The sequence below is a fragment of the Gluconobacter sp. Dm-74 genome, assembly GCF_018256135.1.
GTDB lineage: Bacteria > Pseudomonadota > Alphaproteobacteria > Acetobacterales > Acetobacteraceae > Gluconobacter > Gluconobacter cadivus.
On the sequence record NZ_JAERLX010000002.1, the window covers coordinates 107,947 to 127,850 of the forward strand.

At 54.0% G+C, this 19,904-nt stretch carries 15 protein-coding genes, 1 tRNA gene and 1 pseudogene; 8 read left to right on the forward strand and 9 right to left on the reverse strand.

Annotation, left to right across the window (positions count from 1 at the left end; all coding sequences use genetic code 11):
- Nucleotides 1–23 precede the first annotated feature (23 nt).
- Entirely contained in the window at nucleotides 24–1,328 is a 1,305-nt protein-coding gene (gene glyA / locus JK208_RS03705) for a serine hydroxymethyltransferase (protein ID WP_194255868.1), read from the forward strand.
- On the opposite strand, the gene JK208_RS03710 is transcribed toward glyA, so the two are convergent.
- Nucleotides 1,325–2,467, reverse strand: coding sequence for a succinylglutamate desuccinylase/aspartoacylase family protein (locus JK208_RS03710; protein ID WP_249201927.1), 1,143 nt, complete (start codon nucleotides 2,465–2,467; stop codon nucleotides 1,325–1,327). The genes glyA and JK208_RS03710 overlap by 4 nt on opposite strands.
- Nucleotides 2,468–2,674: 207 nt before the next feature.
- On the opposite strand from JK208_RS03710, the gene JK208_RS03715 reads away from it, so the two are divergent.
- Both JK208_RS03715 and JK208_RS03720 read left to right on the forward strand, forming a co-directional pair.
- Nucleotides 2,675–3,868: a glycosyltransferase family 4 protein gene (locus JK208_RS03715; RefSeq protein ID WP_211574408.1), complete on the forward strand. Its 1,194-nt coding sequence runs from the start codon at nucleotides 2,675–2,677 to the stop codon at nucleotides 3,866–3,868.
- Entirely contained in the window at nucleotides 3,865–4,953 is a 1,089-nt protein-coding gene (locus JK208_RS03720; RefSeq protein ID WP_211574409.1) for a glycosyltransferase family 4 protein, read from the forward strand. Before JK208_RS03715 ends, JK208_RS03720 begins: the two co-directional genes overlap by 4 nt.
- Here JK208_RS03720 and JK208_RS03725 read toward each other — a convergent pair.
- Nucleotides 4,950–6,131 carry a DEAD/DEAH box helicase gene (locus tag JK208_RS03725; protein WP_211574410.1) on the reverse strand — a complete coding sequence of 394 codons (1,182 nt, stop codon included), beginning with the start codon at nucleotides 6,129–6,131 and terminating at the stop codon, nucleotides 4,950–4,952. The genes JK208_RS03720 and JK208_RS03725 overlap by 4 nt on opposite strands.
- Before the next feature lie 62 nt (nucleotides 6,132–6,193).
- Here JK208_RS03725 and JK208_RS03730 point away from each other — a divergent pair, with 62 nt between their 5' ends.
- The 3 genes from JK208_RS03730 to JK208_RS03740 all read left to right on the forward strand — a co-directional run bounded on the left by JK208_RS03730 (nucleotide 6,194) and on the right by JK208_RS03740 (nucleotide 9,197).
- Nucleotides 6,194–7,126 carry a mitochondrial fission ELM1 family protein gene (locus tag JK208_RS03730; RefSeq protein ID WP_211574411.1) on the forward strand — a complete coding sequence of 311 codons (933 nt, stop codon included), beginning with the start codon at nucleotides 6,194–6,196 and terminating at the stop codon, nucleotides 7,124–7,126.
- Between the two features lie 13 nt (nucleotides 7,127–7,139).
- Nucleotides 7,140–9,026, forward strand: coding sequence for a hypothetical protein (locus JK208_RS03735; RefSeq protein ID WP_211574412.1), 1,887 nt, complete (start codon nucleotides 7,140–7,142; stop codon nucleotides 9,024–9,026).
- 96 nt (nucleotides 9,027–9,122) lie between these two features.
- A tRNA-Val gene (locus tag JK208_RS03740) sits at nucleotides 9,123–9,197 on the forward strand.
- A gap of 167 nt (nucleotides 9,198–9,364) precedes the next feature.
- Here JK208_RS03740 and JK208_RS03745 read toward each other — a convergent pair.
- Nucleotides 9,365–9,979, reverse strand: coding sequence for a LysE/ArgO family amino acid transporter (locus JK208_RS03745; RefSeq protein ID WP_211574709.1), 615 nt, complete (start codon nucleotides 9,977–9,979; stop codon nucleotides 9,365–9,367).
- A gap of 76 nt (nucleotides 9,980–10,055) precedes the next feature.
- On the opposite strand from JK208_RS03745, the gene JK208_RS03750 reads away from it, so the two are divergent.
- A complete protein-coding gene (locus tag JK208_RS03750) occupies nucleotides 10,056–10,976 on the forward strand; it encodes a LysR family transcriptional regulator ArgP (protein ID WP_211574413.1) in 921 nt (306 codons plus the stop codon).
- A gap of 95 nt (nucleotides 10,977–11,071) precedes the next feature.
- On the opposite strand, the gene JK208_RS03755 is transcribed toward JK208_RS03750, so the two are convergent.
- Nucleotides 11,072–11,650 carry a hypothetical protein gene (locus JK208_RS03755; protein ID WP_249201928.1) on the reverse strand — a complete coding sequence of 193 codons (579 nt, stop codon included), beginning with the start codon at nucleotides 11,648–11,650 and terminating at the stop codon, nucleotides 11,072–11,074.
- A 20-nt stretch (nucleotides 11,651–11,670) separates the two neighbouring features.
- Complete coding sequence (locus tag JK208_RS03760; RefSeq protein ID WP_211574414.1) at nucleotides 11,671–13,428, reverse strand: hypothetical protein; 1,758 nt, start codon at nucleotides 13,426–13,428, stop codon at nucleotides 11,671–11,673.
- A 538-nt stretch (nucleotides 13,429–13,966) separates the two neighbouring features.
- On the opposite strand from JK208_RS03760, the gene JK208_RS03765 reads away from it, so the two are divergent.
- Nucleotides 13,967–14,812 (forward strand): SDR family NAD(P)-dependent oxidoreductase, encoded by an 846-nt coding sequence (locus JK208_RS03765; RefSeq protein ID WP_211574415.1) that lies wholly within the window; start codon nucleotides 13,967–13,969, stop codon nucleotides 14,810–14,812.
- A gap of 499 nt (nucleotides 14,813–15,311) precedes the next feature.
- On the opposite strand, the gene JK208_RS03770 is transcribed toward JK208_RS03765, so the two are convergent.
- The 4 genes and pseudogenes from JK208_RS03770 to JK208_RS03785 form a co-directional block, all read right to left on the reverse strand.
- Entirely contained in the window at nucleotides 15,312–15,917 is a 606-nt protein-coding gene (locus tag JK208_RS03770) for a nucleoside 2-deoxyribosyltransferase (RefSeq protein ID WP_211574416.1), read from the reverse strand.
- 478 nt (nucleotides 15,918–16,395) lie between these two features.
- A pseudogene (locus JK208_RS03775) lies at nucleotides 16,396–17,174 on the reverse strand (IS5 family transposase).
- 770 nt (nucleotides 17,175–17,944) lie between these two features.
- Complete coding sequence (locus JK208_RS03780) at nucleotides 17,945–18,865, reverse strand: hypothetical protein (protein ID WP_211574417.1); 921 nt, start codon at nucleotides 18,863–18,865, stop codon at nucleotides 17,945–17,947.
- A 173-nt stretch (nucleotides 18,866–19,038) separates the two neighbouring features.
- Nucleotides 19,039–19,860: an HNH endonuclease signature motif containing protein gene (locus JK208_RS03785; protein WP_211574418.1), complete on the reverse strand. Its 822-nt coding sequence runs from the start codon at nucleotides 19,858–19,860 to the stop codon at nucleotides 19,039–19,041.
- Nucleotides 19,861–19,904: the final 44 nt, after the last annotated feature.

The following is a 19,904-nucleotide window of genomic DNA, read 5'->3' on the forward strand; positions in this document are numbered from 1 at the left end:
CTCACCCTGGAGAATGGACCACGATGTCGGAACACGCCAGCCAGTCCACGCTGAATCGTTTCTTTCATGCCCCCCTCAAGGAGGTTGATGCCGAAGTTGCCACCATTCTGAACGAGGAGCTGACGCGCCAGCAGGACGGCATCGAGCTCATCGCTTCGGAGAACATGGCCTCTTTCGCAGTCATGGAAGCACAGGGTTCGGTGCTGACGAACAAGTATGCGGAAGGCCTTCCGGGCAAGCGCTATTACGGCGGCTGCGTGGACGTGGACCGTGTTGAGAACCTCGCTATCGAGCGTCTGAAAAAGATGTTCGGCGCGGAATTCGCAAACGTGCAGCCGCATTCGGGCGCCAATGCCAATCAGGCGGCGTTCATGGCGCTGGCCAAGCCGGGCGATACGATTCTCGGCCTGAGCCTTGCCGCTGGTGGACATCTGACGCATGGCGCGGCTCCGAACTATTCGGGCAAGTGGTTCAACTCCGTGCAGTATGGCGTTCGCGCAGAAGACGGGCTGATCGACTACGACCAGATGGAAGCCCTGGCTCGCGAGCACAAGCCGAAGATCATCGTGGCTGGCAGCTCCGCCTATCCGCGCGTCATCGACTTCGCCCGCTTCCGCAAGATTGCCGATGAAGTCGGTGCGTATCTGATGGTGGACATGGCGCATTTTGCCGGTCTGGTTGCCGCTGGCCTGTATCCGAACCCGGTTCCGGTTGCGGACATTACGACATCCACGACGCACAAGACGCTGCGTGGCCCGCGTGGCGGCATCATCCTGACGAACGACCCGGATCTGGCGAAGAAGGTGAACTCCGCCGTGTTCCCCGGCCTGCAGGGCGGTCCGCTCATGCATGTCATCGCGGGCAAAGCCGTTGCGTTCGGTGAAGCGCTTTCGGACGAGTTCAAGGACTATCAGAAGCGTGTTCTCGCCAATGCCCGCGCGCTGGCGGACGAGCTTCAGAACCGTGGCTTCGACATCGTCACAGGCGGCACGGACAGCCATCTGATCCTTGTGGATCTGCGTCCGAAGAAGGTGACGGGCAAGCTGGCCGAAGCCATTCTGGAACGTGCCGGCATTACGGCGAATAAGAACGCCATCCCGTTCGATCCGGAAAAGCCGTTTGTGACATCCGGCATCCGTCTGGGCAGCCCGGCGGCAACCGCGCGCGGTTTCGGAGAAGCCGAGTTCCGCGAAGTCGGCCGTATGATCGACGAAGTGCTGACAGCGGCTCTTGAGGAAGAAAATTCCGAAGCCGTCACGGCGCGCGTGCATGAAGAAGTGAAGGCCCTGTGCCGTCGCTTCCCGATCTATGACCGCGCTTCGGCCTAAGATCTGAACGGCGCTGCGGTCCGTCTGGCCAAGCGGACCGCGAGCTGTCCCCGACGGGGACGCAGATTGGGCATGATCAGCAGGCACTCGTCATAGGGTGTGTAAATCAGGTCATGTCCGTCATGGGCGAGGGGCGTTCCCGCCTTGGGAATCGTGACTCCGCCCTCCCACGGCCTGACGAAACTGAAATCCGAATGCCGGGCAATGATGTTGTCGGTCACGACAGCCATTTCGGGCTCGCAGGCTTCCTGCGTGGCATGTCCACGAAGATGGATGGCCTCGGCCTGTTCCAGAAGACGCTCGATGGCGCTTTCCATGACCGTGACGGTTCCAGGCTCCCAGTGAGATCCGGCTTCCAGAAGACAGCTTCGTCCGGTTCCACCCGGCGACATGAAATGCGCGTGTTCGATCAGGCGTGAACCACCCTGATGCCCCAGATCCGTCAGAACCGTCTGAGGCAGATTTCGACCTGCCGCCAGAGCGCAGGCCAATTCTGCCGAACGCTGGCGGGGAGAGGCGATGAACAGGGGCTCGGACGGCCAGAGCGTGGAATGCAGATCCAGCAACAGATCCGCCCGGGCGATATAAGGCTGAAGCTGTCTGGCCCGTTCAAGCTCGCTGGAATGGTCGCGTCCATTCAGCCGTGTGCTGTGCCACAGACGGTTCAGATCTTCGTCGACATGGCGGGCCATGACGGGGTGGCTGATATCAAATCGGTCGAAGGCTGCCAGATTGGCCACAATGAAGGTCAGACGCCCCGATGTCAGGGACACGCCTCGTCGGCGAAAGTTCTCAAGCGCCCACCCCCCGGCATATTCGTTGCCATGGACCATGGCGGTGATAACGATTTCAGGACCGGAGCGCCCCGAATCGAAGATCCACACGCCCGGCACGCCTGAAGGCGGCAGACGCCACATGGCAAGATCGGGCGGAGGCAGACTCACCTTAAAGACGGGCGGGGGCTGTCCGAAGCCGGGCAGCGTTTCCGACAGACGGGGCTGACGGATCCGCACGGGGTGATGCCGCTGTCCCGCCTTGCAACTCATGTCATGCCCCTCCGTCGCGGACTGACGCGACAACAGGCACCCTCCGTCCGGCAGCCCGGCGAAGCCATACCTGCACCACAGAGCGTAGGACATGGATCGGTCATGGATTGTAGTGTAAGCACGTTGGGCGCAGGTCGCCAGAGAGGGAACATTGCCTTTCTTTCCTTCCATAGTGGAAAGAAATCACATTTTTCCGAGGCCGGTCTGGTAGTATCGTTTTCTGTTTTCCGCCCGGTTTTTCAGAGATTTCGGCTCCTTGCCCACGTCCACGACCAAGGACAGACGCCCCATGAACGGACGATGAAACAGTCTCTCTCCATTTTTCACAAAGTATGGCAGCGCTTCCCTGCGGACGCCCGACGACGCTTTTTCGTCCGGGCCACCGCTCTGGCCGTGCCTCCAGTCAGACCACAGAAACCTGTTGCGGCACAGGGGATGATCGTTGCTGGCGAATTCAGCCGTAGTTCTGGGCTAGGCGAAGGCGCGCGGCTGATGGTCCGGGCGCTGCGGGAGATGGGGATTCCCTGCGCGACATGGGACATTGACCGTCGCGTCCTTGAAGGAGACAGGACGGGACCGGGAGCGCCACTGGTGATGCATGTAAATGCTCCCATGCTGCCTTATGCCCAGTTCTTCATGCCCCGCGCACTGCGGACGGGACGCCGGGTTATCGGATACTGGGCGTGGGAACTCCCGGTCGTTCCGGAAATATGGCGCATCGCCCGGCGGCATGTGCATGAAATCTGGGCACCTTCGCGGTTTACGGCGGATGCCCTGCGCTCTCTTGGACGTCCGGTGCGGGTTGTGGAACATCCGGTTGGTCTTGCAGAAGAAAAATCTTCCGGGCGGGATCAGGCGTCGTTCGGGTTGCCGGAGAACTGCGTCATTGTTCTCGTTTCGTTTAGTCTCTCGTCCACCATGGTCCGCAAAAGCCCGATTGAGACAATCCACGCCTTCAGGAAAGCCTTTGGAGACCGCACGGACCGGCTTCTGCTCCTGAAAATTGGTCATACCGCGCATTACCCCGAAGATCTGGCGACGATCCGAGCAGCCATCGGAGGAGCCCCCAATATCCGGATCGAAACCGGACAGCTCAATAGTGCCGACAGGCTCGCTTTGACAGAATGTGCGGATATCGTGCTGTCCCTGCATCGAAGCGAAGGCTTCGGACTCGTCGTGGCGGAAGCCATGGCGCTCGGGCGGTGCGTGATTGCAACGGACTGGTCCGCAACAGCCGAGTTTATGGACGAAACCTGTGGCCTGCCGGTTTCCTATATGCTCGTTCCTGCCCGTGATCCTCGTGGAATCTGGGACATGCCCGATACGCAGTGGGCGCTGCCTGACATGGAGTCCGCCGTGCAGGCCCTTCGGACAGCGGCTGATGATCCGGATCTGCGAGCCCGTCTTGGCGCGCAGGCTAGACACAAAATTGCGACACTCCTGAATGGTGCGACATTGCGCGACGCGGCGCAGGCCGTTGGAGCGCGACCGTGAGCAGACGTTCTGAAGGCAGTCCGGCCAGACGCATTCTCGTCTGGCAGTGGGGACGGCGGGGCGCAGGGCCACGCATTGCGGTGGATCTGGCGGATGGCCTTAAAAGACTGCCAAAGACGGAGGTTTTGCTCTGCCTGTCAGAACGGGCGGAAATCCTGCGAAGCAAAAATGCCCCGGAATCCGTGCTCAAGGTCGCGACCTACAGCTCGCTGCGCGGATTGCTAAAACGACTTCTGACAGCGCCCTGGCTTCGCAGGCAGCTTGCACGAATCGTACGGGATTTCCGCCCGGATATCGCCATCTGTGCCATGCCGGGGCCACTGGACATGCTGATGACGCAGGTGCTCCACAAAGCAGGAGTCTGGACCGTCGTTATCGTGCATGATGCACAACCGCATCCGGGAGATGGATATCCGTTGCAGGCCCTGTTGCAGCGGCGCCTGATCCGACACGCCGATCAGATTGTCACGTTCAGCCGTCATGTTGCCGACGGGCTGACGTCAGGGCCGCATGCCGTGTCGTGTCCCATAACTGCGCTTGCACACCCACCCTTTATCGGCGGGACAGGCACAGTGCCATTTGCTCATGGAGGCGCGCCCCGCATTCTCATGTTCGGGCGCCTTCTGCCTTACAAGGGGCTGGACCTTCTGGCGGAGGCTCTGCCCCACGTCCGTCATACCTTTGAATGCCGAGTTGTCGGACATGGCCCGCAAAGCCCCGAACTCAGCAGGCTTGGGACGCTCGAAACTGTCCGTGTCGAGAACCGCTGGGTTGAGGAAGACGCTCTGCCCGCGCTTGTCGAATGGGCCGATATCGTGGTTCTGCCCTATCGTGAGGCGTCCCAGAGTGGCGTGGGCGCGATGGCGATTGCCAGCGGGCGCTACGTGGTCGCAACGCGTGTAGGCGGGCTGGTCGAGCAGTTTGCCGACGATCCGCAGGCCGTCCTGTGCGATCCGGACCCCGCAGCGATTGCACGGGCGCTGAAGACACTCCTTGAAGCCCCTCCGCCCATACGGCCCCGCGTTGATAATGCTCAGGAATGGGAAAATCTGGCGAGGGACATTCTCGCCAGCCGCAACGCTTAACGGTCCAGCGAGTCTTCCGTCGCGATCCGGACGCGGTAGCCGATATGTTTCTCGACATCACGCAGAAAAGTCCGCTCATCGATATTGATGAGTGAAAACGCCACGCCCTTGCGTCCGGCACGGGCTGTCCGGCCGATACGATGGACATAAGCCTCCGGCGTTTCAGGCATATCCATGTTGATGACAAGATCCACGTCCGGGATATCGAGACCGCGCGAGGCGATGTCGGTCGTCACCAGAATGGGAACGCGCCCCTGACGGAACAGATCAAGCGCCTTGTTGCGAGCGCCCTGCGTACGATCCCCATGCAGGGTTTCGATCCGCAGGTTGTGGCGCCGCAGGATTTTAGCGAGTGCATCCACTGTGTTCTTCGTCCGCGCAAAGACGATGCTCCGGCCTTCGAAATGCTTCAGCAGACGGGCCACGGTTTCGGGCTTGTCGTCTTTTTCCACGAAGATCGCCCGCTGGCGGATATTTTTGGGCGTGAAAGACTCTGCTGCGATTTCCACACGAACAGGATCGCGCGTCACCCGCTTGGCCAGATCCATCACGGGCTCTGGCAATGTGGCCGAGCAGAAAACGGTCTGGGGTGGGTGGTCCGGGAAATAAGGCGTGAGAGCAGTCATACTGGCCGAAAAATCTTCGTCCAGCAGGCGATCGGCTTCGTCCAGAACGAGATAAGTCAGATGTTCCAGAACAAGATCGGCCTGCATAACCAGATCCAGAAGACGCCCGTGCGTGGCCACGATGATATCCACACCATCGCTGACAGACTGCACCTGCTGCTCACGCGATGTTCCACCACAGACAACGCGCGTTTTCAGGGAAAGCCTACGCCCGAGCTGACGGCATACGGCGGCGGTCTGGGCGGCGAGTTCGCGGGTTGGCTCAAGAATGAGCGCGCGGGGGCCGGGCGCCGGGCCTGCTTCTTCGAGCTTCTGAAGCATGGGCAGCACGAACGCCGCCGTCTTGCCGCTGCCTGTCTGGGAGCCGACCAGAACATCCTTGCCCTCAAGCAAGGGAGGAATGGCCTGCGCCTGGATCAGGCTCGGGCGTTTGTGTCCGGCCTGGGCAAGAGTTGCCAGCAGAGGCGCAATCAGCCCAAGCTCTTCAAATCCGGGAGCAGGAGCGGCTGGGGTTGTATTCGAGGCGGCAGGGGGCGTCTGGGACGTTGTCATATGCGCTTCTTGCCAAATTTCTCGCAGTTCGGGAAACACCTTCTTTTTTGCGGAGTTCCGTCATGAAAGCCATCATCATCGCGGAGGACTTCGCCGGCATGCGCGCACAGGGTACGGGACTGGCCGAAAAGGCAGGTCTGGAATGGGATTTCCGCCCTGTGCGCATCCAGCCGTTCTGGTCGCGCTTTCCTGCACGGTACTGGCCGTTCCCCTTAAAACGGGTCGATCCGATCAGGATTCCCGAAGACACACGCCTCATCATCTGCATCGGAGGGACCGGAGGCGTTGTTGGAAGGGCCGTTGCAAGGCGCGAAGGGCTACCCGTCGTACAGATCCAGAACCCACGCATGCCGGTCCGGACGTTCGATCTGGTGATTGCCAACACTCATGATGGCATCAATGGGCCGAACGTCTTGATCTCGCGCAATGCGCTTCATCCCGTAACACAGCAGAAGCTCGATCTGGCGCGTGCCCAGTGGGAAGAGCGACTGAAGCGGGATGACCGTCCGCTTCTGTCCGTTCTGATCGGGGGCGCCAATGGCCGCTTCACACTGGGTGCGGCCGAAGCAGAGCGGATAGCGGAAGGGATCATCGCTTTTACAATGCGCAACACCATGCAGGCCGTCCTCACCCCATCGCGCCGAACTGATCCGGCAGCCGTGGATATTTTTCGCAAACGGCTGGAGCCACACGGCATTGCCGTTCTGACGGGCACTGGAGATGACAACCCCTATATGGGGATGCTGGGCTGCGCAGACGTCATTGCCGTGACGACCGATAGCGTTTCCATGATCTCCGAAGCCGTGGCGACATCCGCGCCCGTTCTGGTTTTTCCGCTGCCGGGGCATTCAAGCCGGATTTCACGCTTTGTGAAAACCCTCGAAGACGCCGGGCGTGTGAAAATGTTCGATCCCAAACAGACCCCGTGGGACGTGACCCCGCTTGACGATACCCCCCTCGTGGCGAGAGAAATGCGCCGACGTCTGAAGCTCTGAAAGGGCCCCCTGTATGCTCGATATCCGCACCTTTGGTCCGCAGGGTGGCAATATTCTGTACAAGGCACTGGCGCATCCGCTGGCCGCTGAAGCTCTCGTTCGCATGGAAGCCGAATTCTCGGGCCGGACACTGGCATTCTATGATCCGGATGATGCCGCCCGCACACTGGCTGCTCTCTATCCGGGTCTGAAACCGGCGCATGTCTATGTTCATGATACCGAACATGTCGGAAAACCGGACGGGTTTGGCGGTACCCTGCGGGCACTGGTAGATCTTCCCACGACGGAAGTGGATGTCATTCTCGCGCTGTCATTTGAAGATGCAAAAATGCGGACGCGCCTGAAGGGGCTTCTCAACGGGCGTGAACTCCAGACCCTCGCACCCGCTCGCCTGCCAGATGATATGCTGGTCAAGGGGCGACCCTATCTGGACAAGCTGAACTTCGCGACCAATTTTGCCTTTTTTCGCGAAACGGAGCGCTTTTCCTGCCGGATCGTGACGGCCAATTACTGGTCCAGCTATGCCGCCGAGAACCTGCGTTACTGGATGCGGCTCTATGACGGAAGCGGCAAAATTCTGGCGCAATGGGAGCAGCCGGTAACGGAAGCCGGTGCGGGAATTACGATCGATAGCTCCGAAGTACGGCGTCGGTTTGATCTGCCTGAGTTTACGGGACAGCTTTTCATTCACGTTCTGGGTGCGCGTGGCCATGACGTCGTAAAATATGCGCTCGATAGCTGGGGCAAGAACGGCGATCCAAGCCTGTCCGTCACGCATGACGCCAATGCATGGCCTTCGGTCCGTTATGCGACCCTTCCGGCACCGGAACCTGACGAAACGCTGATCGTGTGGGTCCAAAACAGTCACGCGACGACAATTCCCGCTGGCGCGATTACCTTCAACCGTATGGGAGAAGACGCCGCACGCGCGCTCAACCGTTCCGTAAAACCGTTCGAGACGGTCGCAGTAAATGTCGGCGCACTTTTTCCTGATCTGCACTGGCCCGCACAGCTTGAACTACGCTCCGGTCGACATCTGGTTCGGCCACGGTATGAAATCACCCAGCGTGGCCGGACCCGTATTGCGCATCTGAATGTGGAGCGCGACAACCTGCGCCCAGATCCCGCCATCTATCAGTTCCCGCCGTCGCTGGGCCGTGGCTTCCTGCTGCCGTTCCCGATCCTTGATCCAAAGCGCTTCGAGACTTTTCTTCAGCCCAATCCCATGTCCGAAGCACTGGAAACGCTGCCTGTCAGACTGGATCTGTTTGATGAATCCGGCGAAAAAACCGGCTCGCATTTTCTGGGAAACCTTCCTCGCAATCATAATACGGCCGTTGCTCTGCACGACCTGACAGATCGTTCTGGTCATGCGGATCTGGTCTATGATTTCCGCGATGGCGGCGAGGCGGATGGGTGGCTGCATGCGATGATGCGATACCGGCACCGCAAGAGCGACCATGCTGCGGAAACCAGCTTCGGGGCCCATATCTTCAATACGCTCATGACATGGCGTTCGGAGCCGCAATCCTATTCCGGGCCGCCGCCCGGCCTGACAACACGACTGTTCCTGAAACTGGGTCAGAAAACCGCTCGGGACATGCTGCGCAGCTTCTGTTGCCTGATCCATCCGGCTTCCGTTGAAGGAACTGACGCCTCCGAAACAGTCCTGCTGCTTCACGCAGCAAATGGTGCGTTGCTGGCCCAGACGACGATCAGGATCGCCCCCAATGGCTCTTTCATGGTACGACCACAGGAGTTGTTTGAAGCGTCTCATCTCGATCAGGCAGGGGAGGGAGGCTACGTCCTCATCCGTGATCTGACATGCCGTCTCTTCGGCTATCACGGACTGGAAAACGGGGGCGGAGCTTTCTCCCTCGACCATATGTTCGGTTTCTGAGCGCCCGATAAGGGAAGCCGGAGCGGACAAACCGGCTTCCTGCGAAAAAGATCTTGTCAGAAAAACAACATCTTGTTAGAAGCCCGTCCAACGGATGGGCGCGTAGCTCAGCGGTAGAGCACTGCCTTCACACGGCAGGGGTCACAGGTTCAATCCCTGTCGCGCCCACCATCCGAAATTCTTGGAAATCCTATCTCATATATTGCGATATAAACTCAGGTTGCGTTGGCAAGAAACAGTATAGTTTGTTCTGTATCCGTTCAGAAGATTTACTTTTTCCTGTTAAGTCGATTTCCAGCCTCATCATCCTGCAATATTCACTGTATTCGCAGACAATTTTAGAGATCTTGTACCAGCAAAAGGGTTGCGAGAAAAAGCATTACGCACCCAATAACAAGATCCAGAACCTTCCAGGATTTCGGCGTAGCGAATATTGGCTGTAAAAAACGTGCACCATAGCCTAATGCACCAAACCATAGAAAACTGGCAGATGCCGCCCCGGCTGCAAAAAAGGGCCTAAGGGGAAGTGGCTGCGCTGTCGACGCTGTGCCCATCAAGAGAACTGTATCGAGATAGACGTGCGGATTAAGCCAGGTAAACGCTGCGACTGAGGTCAATGCTTTCGACAAAGCAACAGAATCGCTTTGAGTGACTGTCATGCTCTCCGAGAGAGTAACCTGACGTAGCGTTCTTAGGCCATACCAGAACAGAAACCCAGCACCGGCGAGCGTAAATCCCTTCGCGATTTGTGGGAAAGCCTCCAGTAGAGCCCCCATTCCACTCACGCCTGCGATAATCAGGATAGCATCTGAAAAGCCGCAGAAAAGGACAATGGGACCGACATGCTCTTTCTTCAGACCCTGTCGAAGAACGAACAGATTCTGAGCGCCGATCGCGACAATCAGTGAGGCAGAAAGCGCAAAACCGGAAAAAAAGCTTGTAAGGAAAGGCATCATTCAGCCTCCTTACGGAGCGACTTCAAAAAAGGAAAACTTGTTTTTCTTATCCTGATGAAGCAATTCTTTATTGATGTTGGATTATAATGCTCTTGCAGCTGTAAGCGCTGTCATCCGGAAAGGCTCCTTCGAAAGCGCGGCCAGAAAATTAAACATTACGGCTTCTGCTGTTTCTCAGCGCGTCAGAGGATACGAAGACCGGCTGGGTGCTCTGCTGATTATTCGCGGCCAACCGTGCAGGCCGACAGAACTGGGCCAGGCCTTGGTGACACATCTCGACAGGGTTCACCTGCTCGAAGCGGAAATCCCTCATCTTTCCTTCGCGTCAGGGCCCTTGCCTCCACCTGAGATTACTCTGAGAATCGCCGTAAATGCTGATAGTCTTGCAACGTGGTTTCCAGGTGCAATCTCGCGCTTTGCTATGAAAGAAGGAATTTGTTTGGACCTTCTTGTCGAGGATGAAACCTGTACAGCTGACCGCTTAAGATCAGGCGAGGTTATCGCTGCAATCACCGCCCAAACAGAGCCAGTCCCGGGATGCAGCTCCATCCAGCTCGGGGGCATGCAGTATGTTGCCTGCGCTACTCCTGATTTTGCAGCGCAATACTTCAGAACCGGAGGTACCGCAGCTGAGTTTCAGGAGGCACCGTGCATATGCTTTGACCGCGACGATGGTCTGGAGGCGCGATGGTTGCATGCTCTGCACAAGACAGATCTACCGCAGCGGATACATTACGTCCCCTCTACGCACGGCTTTCTGGATTTTACACTCAATAGTTTTGGATGGGGGTTACAGCCGCACGCCTTGGTGGACAGGTATCTGTCTCAGGGAAATCTGATCGAAATCGTTCCTGGCCACCGTCTTACCGTAAATCTCCACTGGGTCATACCGAGATTCAAGAATAAACTGTTGAACGATCTTACTCTTCACTTGAAAAATGAATGCGACCTATATTCTTTTTTAGATCAAAACACGAACAGACCTGAAATATAATTTTTTAAAAATAATATGTTTACATCAGAACACTTACCTTGATAGTTCATCCTTCTGATCTTCAAGATTAAGGATGAACTGAAAGATCCCGGGAATTACTTGCCGCGAACACCAACAAATGGATGATCTGATCCGGGCGGGCAGGGGGAAGCATATCCACCGATCAACAGTTGGACATGCGCAGCCAACGCGGATCGATCTGCTTCGATCCGCGTTGCGGCTTCAACACGGACCGCATCGTTCTGCCCCAGAAGTGCTCCGACATATCCGACCTCACGTCCAGCCTCGGCATCAGGCAGCGCCGACAGAGGCACGAACTGGACCGGAAGACTTAGAGTTTGGCCCTTCGTTCGGCTGGCATCGGCCTGTAAACCAAAAACAGGGGTAAAGCTTGACGTCGAGACGGAGAACGACCCCGACTGACTAAACGTGCCGGACAGATCCATCGTCACCGGCCCGGCAATCATGGCCACGACCGGATCGGACGTGTTCTGCGCGCACTGAAGCGCCCGTACATTGGCGTCGAACCGGGCGGCCTGATCGGCCGCCCAATGCTGCACACCCGACACACTGACCACACCGGCTTTCGTCAGATCCGCCTGCACCCCGGCAATGGCCTGACTGATTGTGACGGGCGCGACAGACCCGGCAGAACAGCCAGAAAAAGCAAGCATTCCACAGAGCGCCAGCCTCCTCATACCAGCGCCTCTCCACCCAGACCTGTCCACGCCTTCGTATTCGGGTTCCACATCGCCATGACGCCCTGAGCGCCGGAGCCGATGGCCTTGTCCGTCACGACAGCACGCTGCCACGCAACAGGGGATGTCGGCAATGTAGCGAAGGTGTAGGCGTTATAAGCCAGAACAAGAGGTTCTACTGCCAGAGTGGCCTGGTTCGTGGCGCGGGTAATGGATACAGCGGGCGTGACCAGATAAGCAGAACTGTCGGAAGATGCGGCTGTAATATTGAAGGTAGCAGCACCATTTTGCGTGGATGGGCACGATATCTTCCAATAAACGCCTTCCCAATCCTTTTCGATCCACGCAATACCGCTCTCGCCCCAAGTGCCATCTATACCAAACCATGGCGACGCAAGCGCCGTGTTTCCACTGGAATTATGCGTAAATAGATATCCTTGATAGCCGTCCTTGTCCTGTAACGTCAGGCAAGGCGGGTTATTGTCTTTTGATACTAATGTAAATCTGTTGTAGTTATTATTGGAGTTAAATCCAACATTAATACTGTGGTTATTCCCGATATCCCACATTGAAAACAGAGAATCGTCCGAGCCTGCATCGGAGGGATGCGTTAAAGCAGGAATATTTGAAATCGATGCCATTTGTAACGGCAGATAACTCGCGCCGTTCGCCGCAGTGTATCCTAAGGCGGTATTAATCGCCGCCGCTGTCAGATCCGTCGTACTTCCGCCTGAACCCGGCGCACCTGCCGGTGCTTGAAAAGAAACTGCTGGAGCGGTTGCACCATTGCTCATTGTCGCTGTGAGCGTAACCGTGGATGCCTGACCCGCTACGACCGTCCCCTGACTTACGGCGACGGACGCTATTCCTATGCCGGACGCGCCGACAGGACCAGCCGCACCTGTTGCGCCCGTATCACCTTTCGGTCCAGCTGCACCTGTAGCACCTGTAGCACCTGTAGCACCTGTAGCACCTGTAGCACCGGCTGGAGCCACGAATGTTGTCGGTGCCGTCGTCGTGCCATCAGTGAGAGTAGCCGTCAGCGTTACGGTCGAAGGCTGGCCGGTTGTGACAGGGTCCTGAGTCACATCAATCGATTTGACACCGACACTCTGCACACCGCCCGAGGAGAGCGATGCAACCCATTGATCGATGGTCTGGGCTTTGCCGCCTGACGTGACATTCAGTCCGGAACCATCACCGGCATACGTCCCGGCCGTCACGCTCTTGAAAGATGGCGTGCCAACCGGGGCGGCATCCTCGGTCGCCATGACGACCTGACCGTTCGACGAATAACCCGAAGGCAGCGCCTCCACGCCCGCGATCAGCACGTTGCCGTTCGTCAGGGTGTCGGCAGGGAAATCCGATGGTGGGGCGGTCGCAGCGGTAAGGTCCGTGATCTGCAAGACGGCCATTACGGAATAGACCCGGCCCTGCTGCGTCGTAATCTCGAAGAGGATTTTCTGCGTCGTGTCCGGCTGGCCGCTCGCGAGAAATGCCACCACCATCGTCCCGGCGACGGCACTCCACATGACCGTAAGAGCATAATCTCCACTTGCCGTAATAACCTTGGCCGATCTGATGGCGACAAGCGTATCACCTGTCCCGGCCAGAAGCGCCGAGAAATCCAGCGAATAATCCAGACAGTCAGCAGACGACTTCGGACAAAAAGTGACTTGAGAGACGACTCCGTTGCATCCCTGCAAAGTAATCGTCCGCAGCGGAGATGGGGTAAGATTATGAATTGTGGTCATGCAGTCCTCATGTCGTTCAGAAACACGTCGAAATTTTCAGCGTTCCGGCGTCCTACCCGGAAGACCCAGCCAGCTCTGCTGCCGCGGCAGACCATAGGCTTCATCGCCCCTCAACTGATCTGTGGTCGGAGTTTGCATTCAGACGCATGGGCGGCACCGAATACGAAGAAGCGGTTGCGCATGTATCTCCAGACATAAAAAAACCGCCCAAAAGGCGGTTAGGAGAGTTAGGTTGATGGCGCAGCACGGAAAGCATCTTCATAGAGAAGCAAAGTCGCGCGCACCGAGGAAAATCATGTGTCAATCCGACACTTTGCGCAAATTGCCTGTCTTATTAAAATGAGCGCGGTTGAACCGTTATCATTGGCTATACCCGCGCAATTCCCCCCTATAACGCACAACAATCCTTCTCCTGCCTTCATATGTAAGAAAACCATAGGATGCATGCGGCTATCGCGTTATGAAGATTTAACAGTTTTTCCAGAAAGCCGATCATGAACGCCCTGACACCCTCAATTCCGACTGGTTCATACAATACATGAAGCTTTTTTCCTTCAAAAAGGGATTGTCAGTACCATCTTGCGCCGTCATGACGGGTGGAACAGGCGGAATTGGATGTGAAATTGCAGGGCTTCTTCTGGAAAAAGGATGGGATGTTCTTCTACTGACGCGCCAACCACGCAAAGCTGAAGAACAGATTTCCAGCAGAAACGGTCGGTTTGAGGCTGTCTATTGTGACCTTACCAAACCTGAAGATCTGGAAGCCATCAGTGCCGCCATTCTGGAAAGAAAAAAAAGTATCGGACTATTGATTCATTGCGCTGGAAAAATACAGCCCGAACTGACCAAAGATCTCACTCGGCACAGCCTTGAAGAACAGATGGCGATCAATCTGACATCACCAATACTCATGACCAGTCACTTGCTGCCAAACCTGTCCCCGGCTTCACATATCGTCTTCGTCAATTCCATTGCTGGCGTCATGCCCCTTCAGGGGAGTGCCGTGTATAGCGCAACAAAGTTCGGCCTCAGGGGTTTTGCACGGTCATTGGCGTTGGAGTTCAAAGCCGGAACAATCCGAGTTTCGTCTATCTTTCTTGGCGCCGTCGACACTCCAATGCTTGAACAGGAAACACGGGATGGTGGATCCGTACTCAACTTTGTCAACAAGCCTCTTCCGGCGCGGCATGTGGCCAGCCTGATCATCCGGACCAGTGAAGGAAGGGGACGTGAAATCTTTCTACCTGCGCTGGACGGGATTTTCGCTCATGCATGCCTGATCATGCCTTGGCTCCTACGAATGACCACCCCGATCCTAGAAAAAATCGGCCATATTGGACTGCGCCGCTTTCAAAAAAACAAACAATATTCCCATAAAATCTAGAAATTATTTCTGAATTCCCGATATCGTTTTGTATAAAATTTTTTACTCAATGAATAACACATTGAAACAAAGAGACACTACTCAGCCAAAATATCATCCATAGGGAATTTTAACGATTTATTGACGAAAAATGTGAAGGGATATACGCTCTTTGTCATCTTACACTTTCGGAAGGCTGTAACGTGCCACGTGTAACGTTGACTGATTTTCTGCAAGTGACTCAATGGTCGAATGACCAGCTTGCGCACCAGATTGGCCGTACAACAGATGATATTCTGCGATGGTCTCATCATGACGCTGAATTGCCGAAGCCGCTTCAGCAATGGATAACGCGCGTCGTAACAGCCTTCCAAACAGAACCTCCGCCGCGCGGATATGCCATGGAGCGTTCTGCAAGCTGCTCCTTCAATGATGATGCATCAATGACTGTCGTATGTAGCGTCTGCAGTCTGGCTCCCCGCTGTAGGCAAGGGATCTACGCCAAAAACTGAGGTTGAGTTTATATTTCTGCGTAAAGCCGTTTCGAAAGACACGCAGCAGCCTGCCGAAACGCTTGAAAAAAATCACGATCAATGGCGACGCTGCCGCCCGCCATCTCAATAAAACCCTCGACCATTCCATTCTGAAGCAGCCCTTCAGAATGGACCAGCATACCATCGGGATCTTCCATGCACCCTGAGGAGGGGGCATCGCCCTCAGGCCTTGCGGAAAGGCTCTCATTCCACACATCCCGCCAGTAAGTCTCGACCTTCTCGGAATAGAGGCGTCCGTCTACGGTATAAGCCTGCATCGGCTTTCCAAGACCCATCATGTAACCGATTTCAACCGCCGTTCCTGGATCCATCTCGGGAGAACGACGGAACGGATCAATACAGAACAGACCTGCGGCACAACGGTCCATCAGATCACGATCCGCGCGGACAAAGGCAAGAATAGTCTCCCGCCCTGGAGGCAGCAGACGTGCTTCGGCCTGCCCATCAAAGGGCGCAATACCCTCAAGACCATATTCTGCGCAGATCGATTTCAAACGCGCAAACAAATCAAGAGCCTGCGGCCTGAACACCAGATCACCGGCCAGATAGACTGGAATAAAATTCTCTGACATAGGCCACAGCCTCTACAGATTTCCGAAACGAAAATAAAGTCCCGCAGGATACACTCTTGGGCAACAAATATTCGGGCCATTATGTCTTGGAAAATACTGGCGGAGGGGATGTCTTACGTACTTTCATTATAAGATATTGATAATATGGACTTATATTTAAGATATAAAAAATTTATCCCACAAAAATTACCCACTTAAGAAGGCATAATTTTGAATAATGGACCCTTTCATCTGATTTTAATACACAACATAGTGGTTAGATATTCCGTGCTGGAATGCAGTTTGTTAGCTGCATGGTATCAATGAATCGAAGCCCGCGAATCACAGTGCGACGACCTGAATCTCCTGTAAGACAGTGCCCAAAAAAATATGGCTCCCTCGCTATGTAGTTTGATCATTCCGTGAATTTGAAAGGTATTTCAACAGTGCGCAGAAAACGGTGATGGAGATCACTTACGATTAAATTCCGTCCTAATAATTATTTATCTAGGCTCAGGACACATAGCCAGAAGATGACGGTTGCTGCGAGGCAGATGGCTGAGAAGAAGACATTCGGGCATCTGTCATAGCGTGTTGCGACCCTCCGCCAGTCCTTGAGCCTTCCGAACATGATCTCAATGTGATTGCGGCGTTTATATTTTCTCTTATCGTATTTGACCGGTTTTCCGCGGGATTTTCGTCATGGGATGCTGGGCTTTATCCCTTTCTCTTCCAGGGTGTCTCTGAACCAGTCGGCATCATACCCGCGATCTCCCAGCATCCACTGTGCCATAGGAAGACTGTCCAACAGGGCAGCGTCACCGGTATAATCGCTGACCTGTCCCGCCGTCATGAAGAAGCTCAGCGTTCGTACGTTCTGATCCGTGATGGCATGCAGCTTCGTATTCATGCCGCCTTTTGTCCGTCCGATCAGACGCCCTGGATCCCCTTTTTTAGCCGCAGGCTTGAAGCCGTGCGGTGTGCCTTGAGATACGTCGCATCAATCATAATCGTCCGAGGCTCGGCTTTTGCAGCAGACAGGCCATCCATCATCCGCATGAAAATGCCCATGTCGCCCCAGCGCTTCCAGCGATTATAGAGCGTCTTGTGTGGACCGTATTCCCGGGGCGCATCACGCCAGCGCATCCCATTGCGGTTGACGAAAATGATCCCGCTCAACACGCGACGGTCATCAACGCGGGGTCTGCCGTGGCTCTTCGGGAAAAGGGGCCGCAGACGATCCATCTGTTCATCCGTCAGCCAAAACAAGTCGCTCATCTCCAGTCTTTTCGCAGAGCCTGAATCAGATCTCCGTAATCAAATCAATGGGTCCTGAGCCTAATGAATAATAATTCCGGGAAGTAGAAGACAATAGAGCAGGAATAAGCATATAACGTTGGGAATTCGAGTTGTCATTCCAAAGAAATTCAAGTATGAGTAGTTGTTCTAAATATTACTCAAAAGTTCTGTATTGCAGAAAAATCTATCTTAGCCCCGCCGCAGTGATCTGAAGCAGGAAAATTATTCAGGGCTGTGACGATATTCTTTATCAAACAGCGCATGGGCACGCTTGACGACCATCAATAATGTTAAAATAAAATGCGTATATAGAAATACAACCACAAAAGAAATGAATCGACTATTAATTGACTGTATATATGATAGTAACGAAATTATCAACGCAGCACAACAAACTAAAACAAGATACGACAAATTTACGTTCAACTCTATAAGTAGTTTTCTTCTATTTTCGAGTTTTTCTTCTATTAATTTATTAATGCGCGCGTCTGAAGATGCGTCCCATTTGCGTTGAAAAATAGAAAATATCGCGACCTGAATATTCAATATTAAAGCAATAAAAATTCCAAAAAAAGTTATAGAAATATTGTAAGCATTTCCATCAAATATCTTTCCGTAATGATACATATATGTAGATAATAAAATAGGAATTAAATAAAATAATAGTATATCTTGTATTGATACCCTTCCGGTTCTGTTATTATACAGAGTAATTATATGGCCTTTAATGATTGATAAAATATCTATTTTCATTTTTTAGTTTTCTCCATGATATTGAAGAAATCTGAAAGTATTTCATCGGATTGTTGAGATATAGAATCGTAGGTAGGGTGACCGTCTCTTCCTCGATTTATGCTTTCCGTAATATCAATCACTCCGGCATTAGAGTCACTTCCGAATATGCCGACCGGGCGATATTTTCCTCCAATTTTTACTTCAGCATAGGCCTCAGAAAATTCTATACCCTCATGTAGTACTAAGCCGGATTCACTTTTTTTTAGTCCCCTGGTCACTGCGCTAAATAGCCCAAGCGTTTTGTTACGCTTGGCGGATAGCCGCACTTCAAAATCTACTTGGTCCGGAGCGTTCCCGCCAAGATAACTGTCAGCCAGGTCGGACGGTGCGTTGCGTTTGATAAGACGAAGTCGTCTAACAGGCTCTTTACTGTACAGGCTGCTGCCTTCGCTAGGAAGAAGCTTTTGATATTTTAATATATATCCTGGATTAGCGTGTGCAAAGTCTATTTTTGCTTGATCCATTACCAATCCAATGCACGAGCGCCCTTGAAATGATTGAAACGCAACAAAAGAAAAATCCTTATCTTTGGGTAACCAAATTTCGTAAAATAATGGTATTTCTTCAATGTCATCGACTTTTCGGCGGTAATTTCGTACCTGAGTCTTGTTATCTACAAAATTACTTTCAAACCCATATGTGCCGTAGTGTGTGTATCCTTTGCTATTACCTCTTCCATCTTGCTCAATCTCTTGAAAATACCAGCTGCGCTCTTTTTCCACGTCTTGAACGACTGTGTTATGCCGGATAACAAACTTTTTCCAAAACTGACGTGGTGCAACATTAAATTCTTTCGAATTAAAGGGTAGTCGTCCTGACTCGCCTTTTTTGTGGACCGTAATCAAATACCCACGCAAACCTATCGCGCTCGCCATTTCAATATTCCTGTTATATAATAATTAAATTTTTTAGTATCAAAGACTAGGATAAGAAGGCATCTTCTAATTATTACCTATCATATCCAAAGTCTCCACGGCTAGTGCTAGAAAAGGCTTCATCAGTTCTGAATACGCTCCATCAAAATTTTCATTAACATTATGAATAAAAATCAAAAAATTTCAATTTTTATTATTTTTTTAATAAGTTCGTTTTCGAACGATATTTGACTTCGTCCAAAATGCGCCTGTCTATGACAATTTGGGCACAGTGCGGCAACTGATGCGGGATGATCCGGGCCGCCATCACTCAGCTTATGAATATGGTGAGATTCGAGATATGGCTGCCCCGTGCTAGTCAAAAACGGTGCTGAACTTCCGCAATTTTCGCAAGATCCCTTCGCACGGGCCAGAACGTAGTCTCGAACTGCTTTGCTGCGTGCTCTAACATTCGCCAGCGCGACACGTGGGCTTGCCGTCGTGGGGGCAAGAGCCGCTTTCAATGCGCGCTTTCTCAGTTCTTCTAACGAGAGATCGACAGGAGCTTCTGTCGCAAGACCTTCAGCCTCGATGGAAAGCCCGCTCTGAGGCACCAACGTAAAGACAATCGCTTGTCGTGGCTGACCGTTCATATCGGGCTGCTGTTCCATCTTCCAACCGCCGCAGACATAGAGCCCCTCAAACCGAACCGGGCCGCCTTTCTTGGTTTGCTGAAACAACAGCAGGTCTTTGCCATTCTGCACATGGTCGCGGATGGCTCGGTTTCCCGAGATCATGCGCATATCACCAAGCTGGCCTTGCCCCGTATATCGGAAGCTCCCATCTGCTTCAAAAACGTCCTGGTAACCAACATGGCCGGCGCCATGTCCGGTAAAAATGAATATCCCAGGCGCGTTAGCAGGCGTTGAGATTCCGCCCTGCTGCTGGCCGCCAAAGCGCGCATGAATGTCATTGCGGCGATGATAGGATCGACGGAGTTCAAACGGCCAAAGCATGGCTCAATTGGTTACATAAGATTGCAACAGACACAATGGTGTTC

Coding starts and splice junctions, on each gene's coding strand:
- glyA (WP_194255868.1), top strand. CDS start 24: ATGTCGGAACACGCCAGCCAGTCCACGCTGAATCGTTTCTTTCATGCC.
- JK208_RS03710 (WP_249201927.1), bottom strand. CDS start 2,467: ATGTCCTACGCTCTGTGGTGCAGGTATGGCTTCGCCGGGCTGCCGGAC.
- JK208_RS03715 (WP_211574408.1), top strand. CDS start 2,675: ATGAAACAGTCTCTCTCCATTTTTCACAAAGTATGGCAGCGCTTCCCT.
- JK208_RS03725 (WP_211574410.1), bottom strand. CDS start 6,131: ATGACAACGTCCCAGACGCCCCCTGCCGCCTCGAATACAACCCCAGCC.
- JK208_RS03730 (WP_211574411.1), top strand. CDS start 6,194: ATGAAAGCCATCATCATCGCGGAGGACTTCGCCGGCATGCGCGCACAG.
- JK208_RS03735 (WP_211574412.1), top strand. CDS start 7,140: ATGCTCGATATCCGCACCTTTGGTCCGCAGGGTGGCAATATTCTGTAC.
- JK208_RS03745 (WP_211574709.1), bottom strand. CDS start 9,979: ATGCCTTTCCTTACAAGCTTTTTTTCCGGTTTTGCGCTTTCTGCCTCA.
- JK208_RS03750 (WP_211574413.1), top strand. CDS start 10,056: ATGTTGGATTATAATGCTCTTGCAGCTGTAAGCGCTGTCATCCGGAAA.
- JK208_RS03755 (WP_249201928.1), bottom strand. CDS start 11,650: ATGCTTGCTTTTTCTGGCTGTTCTGCCGGGTCTGTCGCGCCCGTCACA.
- JK208_RS03760 (WP_211574414.1), bottom strand. CDS start 13,428: ATGACCACAATTCATAATCTTACCCCATCTCCGCTGCGGACGATTACT.
- JK208_RS03765 (WP_211574415.1), top strand. CDS start 13,967: ATGAAGCTTTTTTCCTTCAAAAAGGGATTGTCAGTACCATCTTGCGCC.
- JK208_RS03770 (WP_211574416.1), bottom strand. CDS start 15,917: ATGTCAGAGAATTTTATTCCAGTCTATCTGGCCGGTGATCTGGTGTTC.
- JK208_RS03780 (WP_211574417.1), bottom strand. CDS start 18,865: ATGGCGAGCGCGATAGGTTTGCGTGGGTATTTGATTACGGTCCACAAA.
- JK208_RS03785 (WP_211574418.1), bottom strand. CDS start 19,860: ATGCTTTGGCCGTTTGAACTCCGTCGATCCTATCATCGCCGCAATGAC.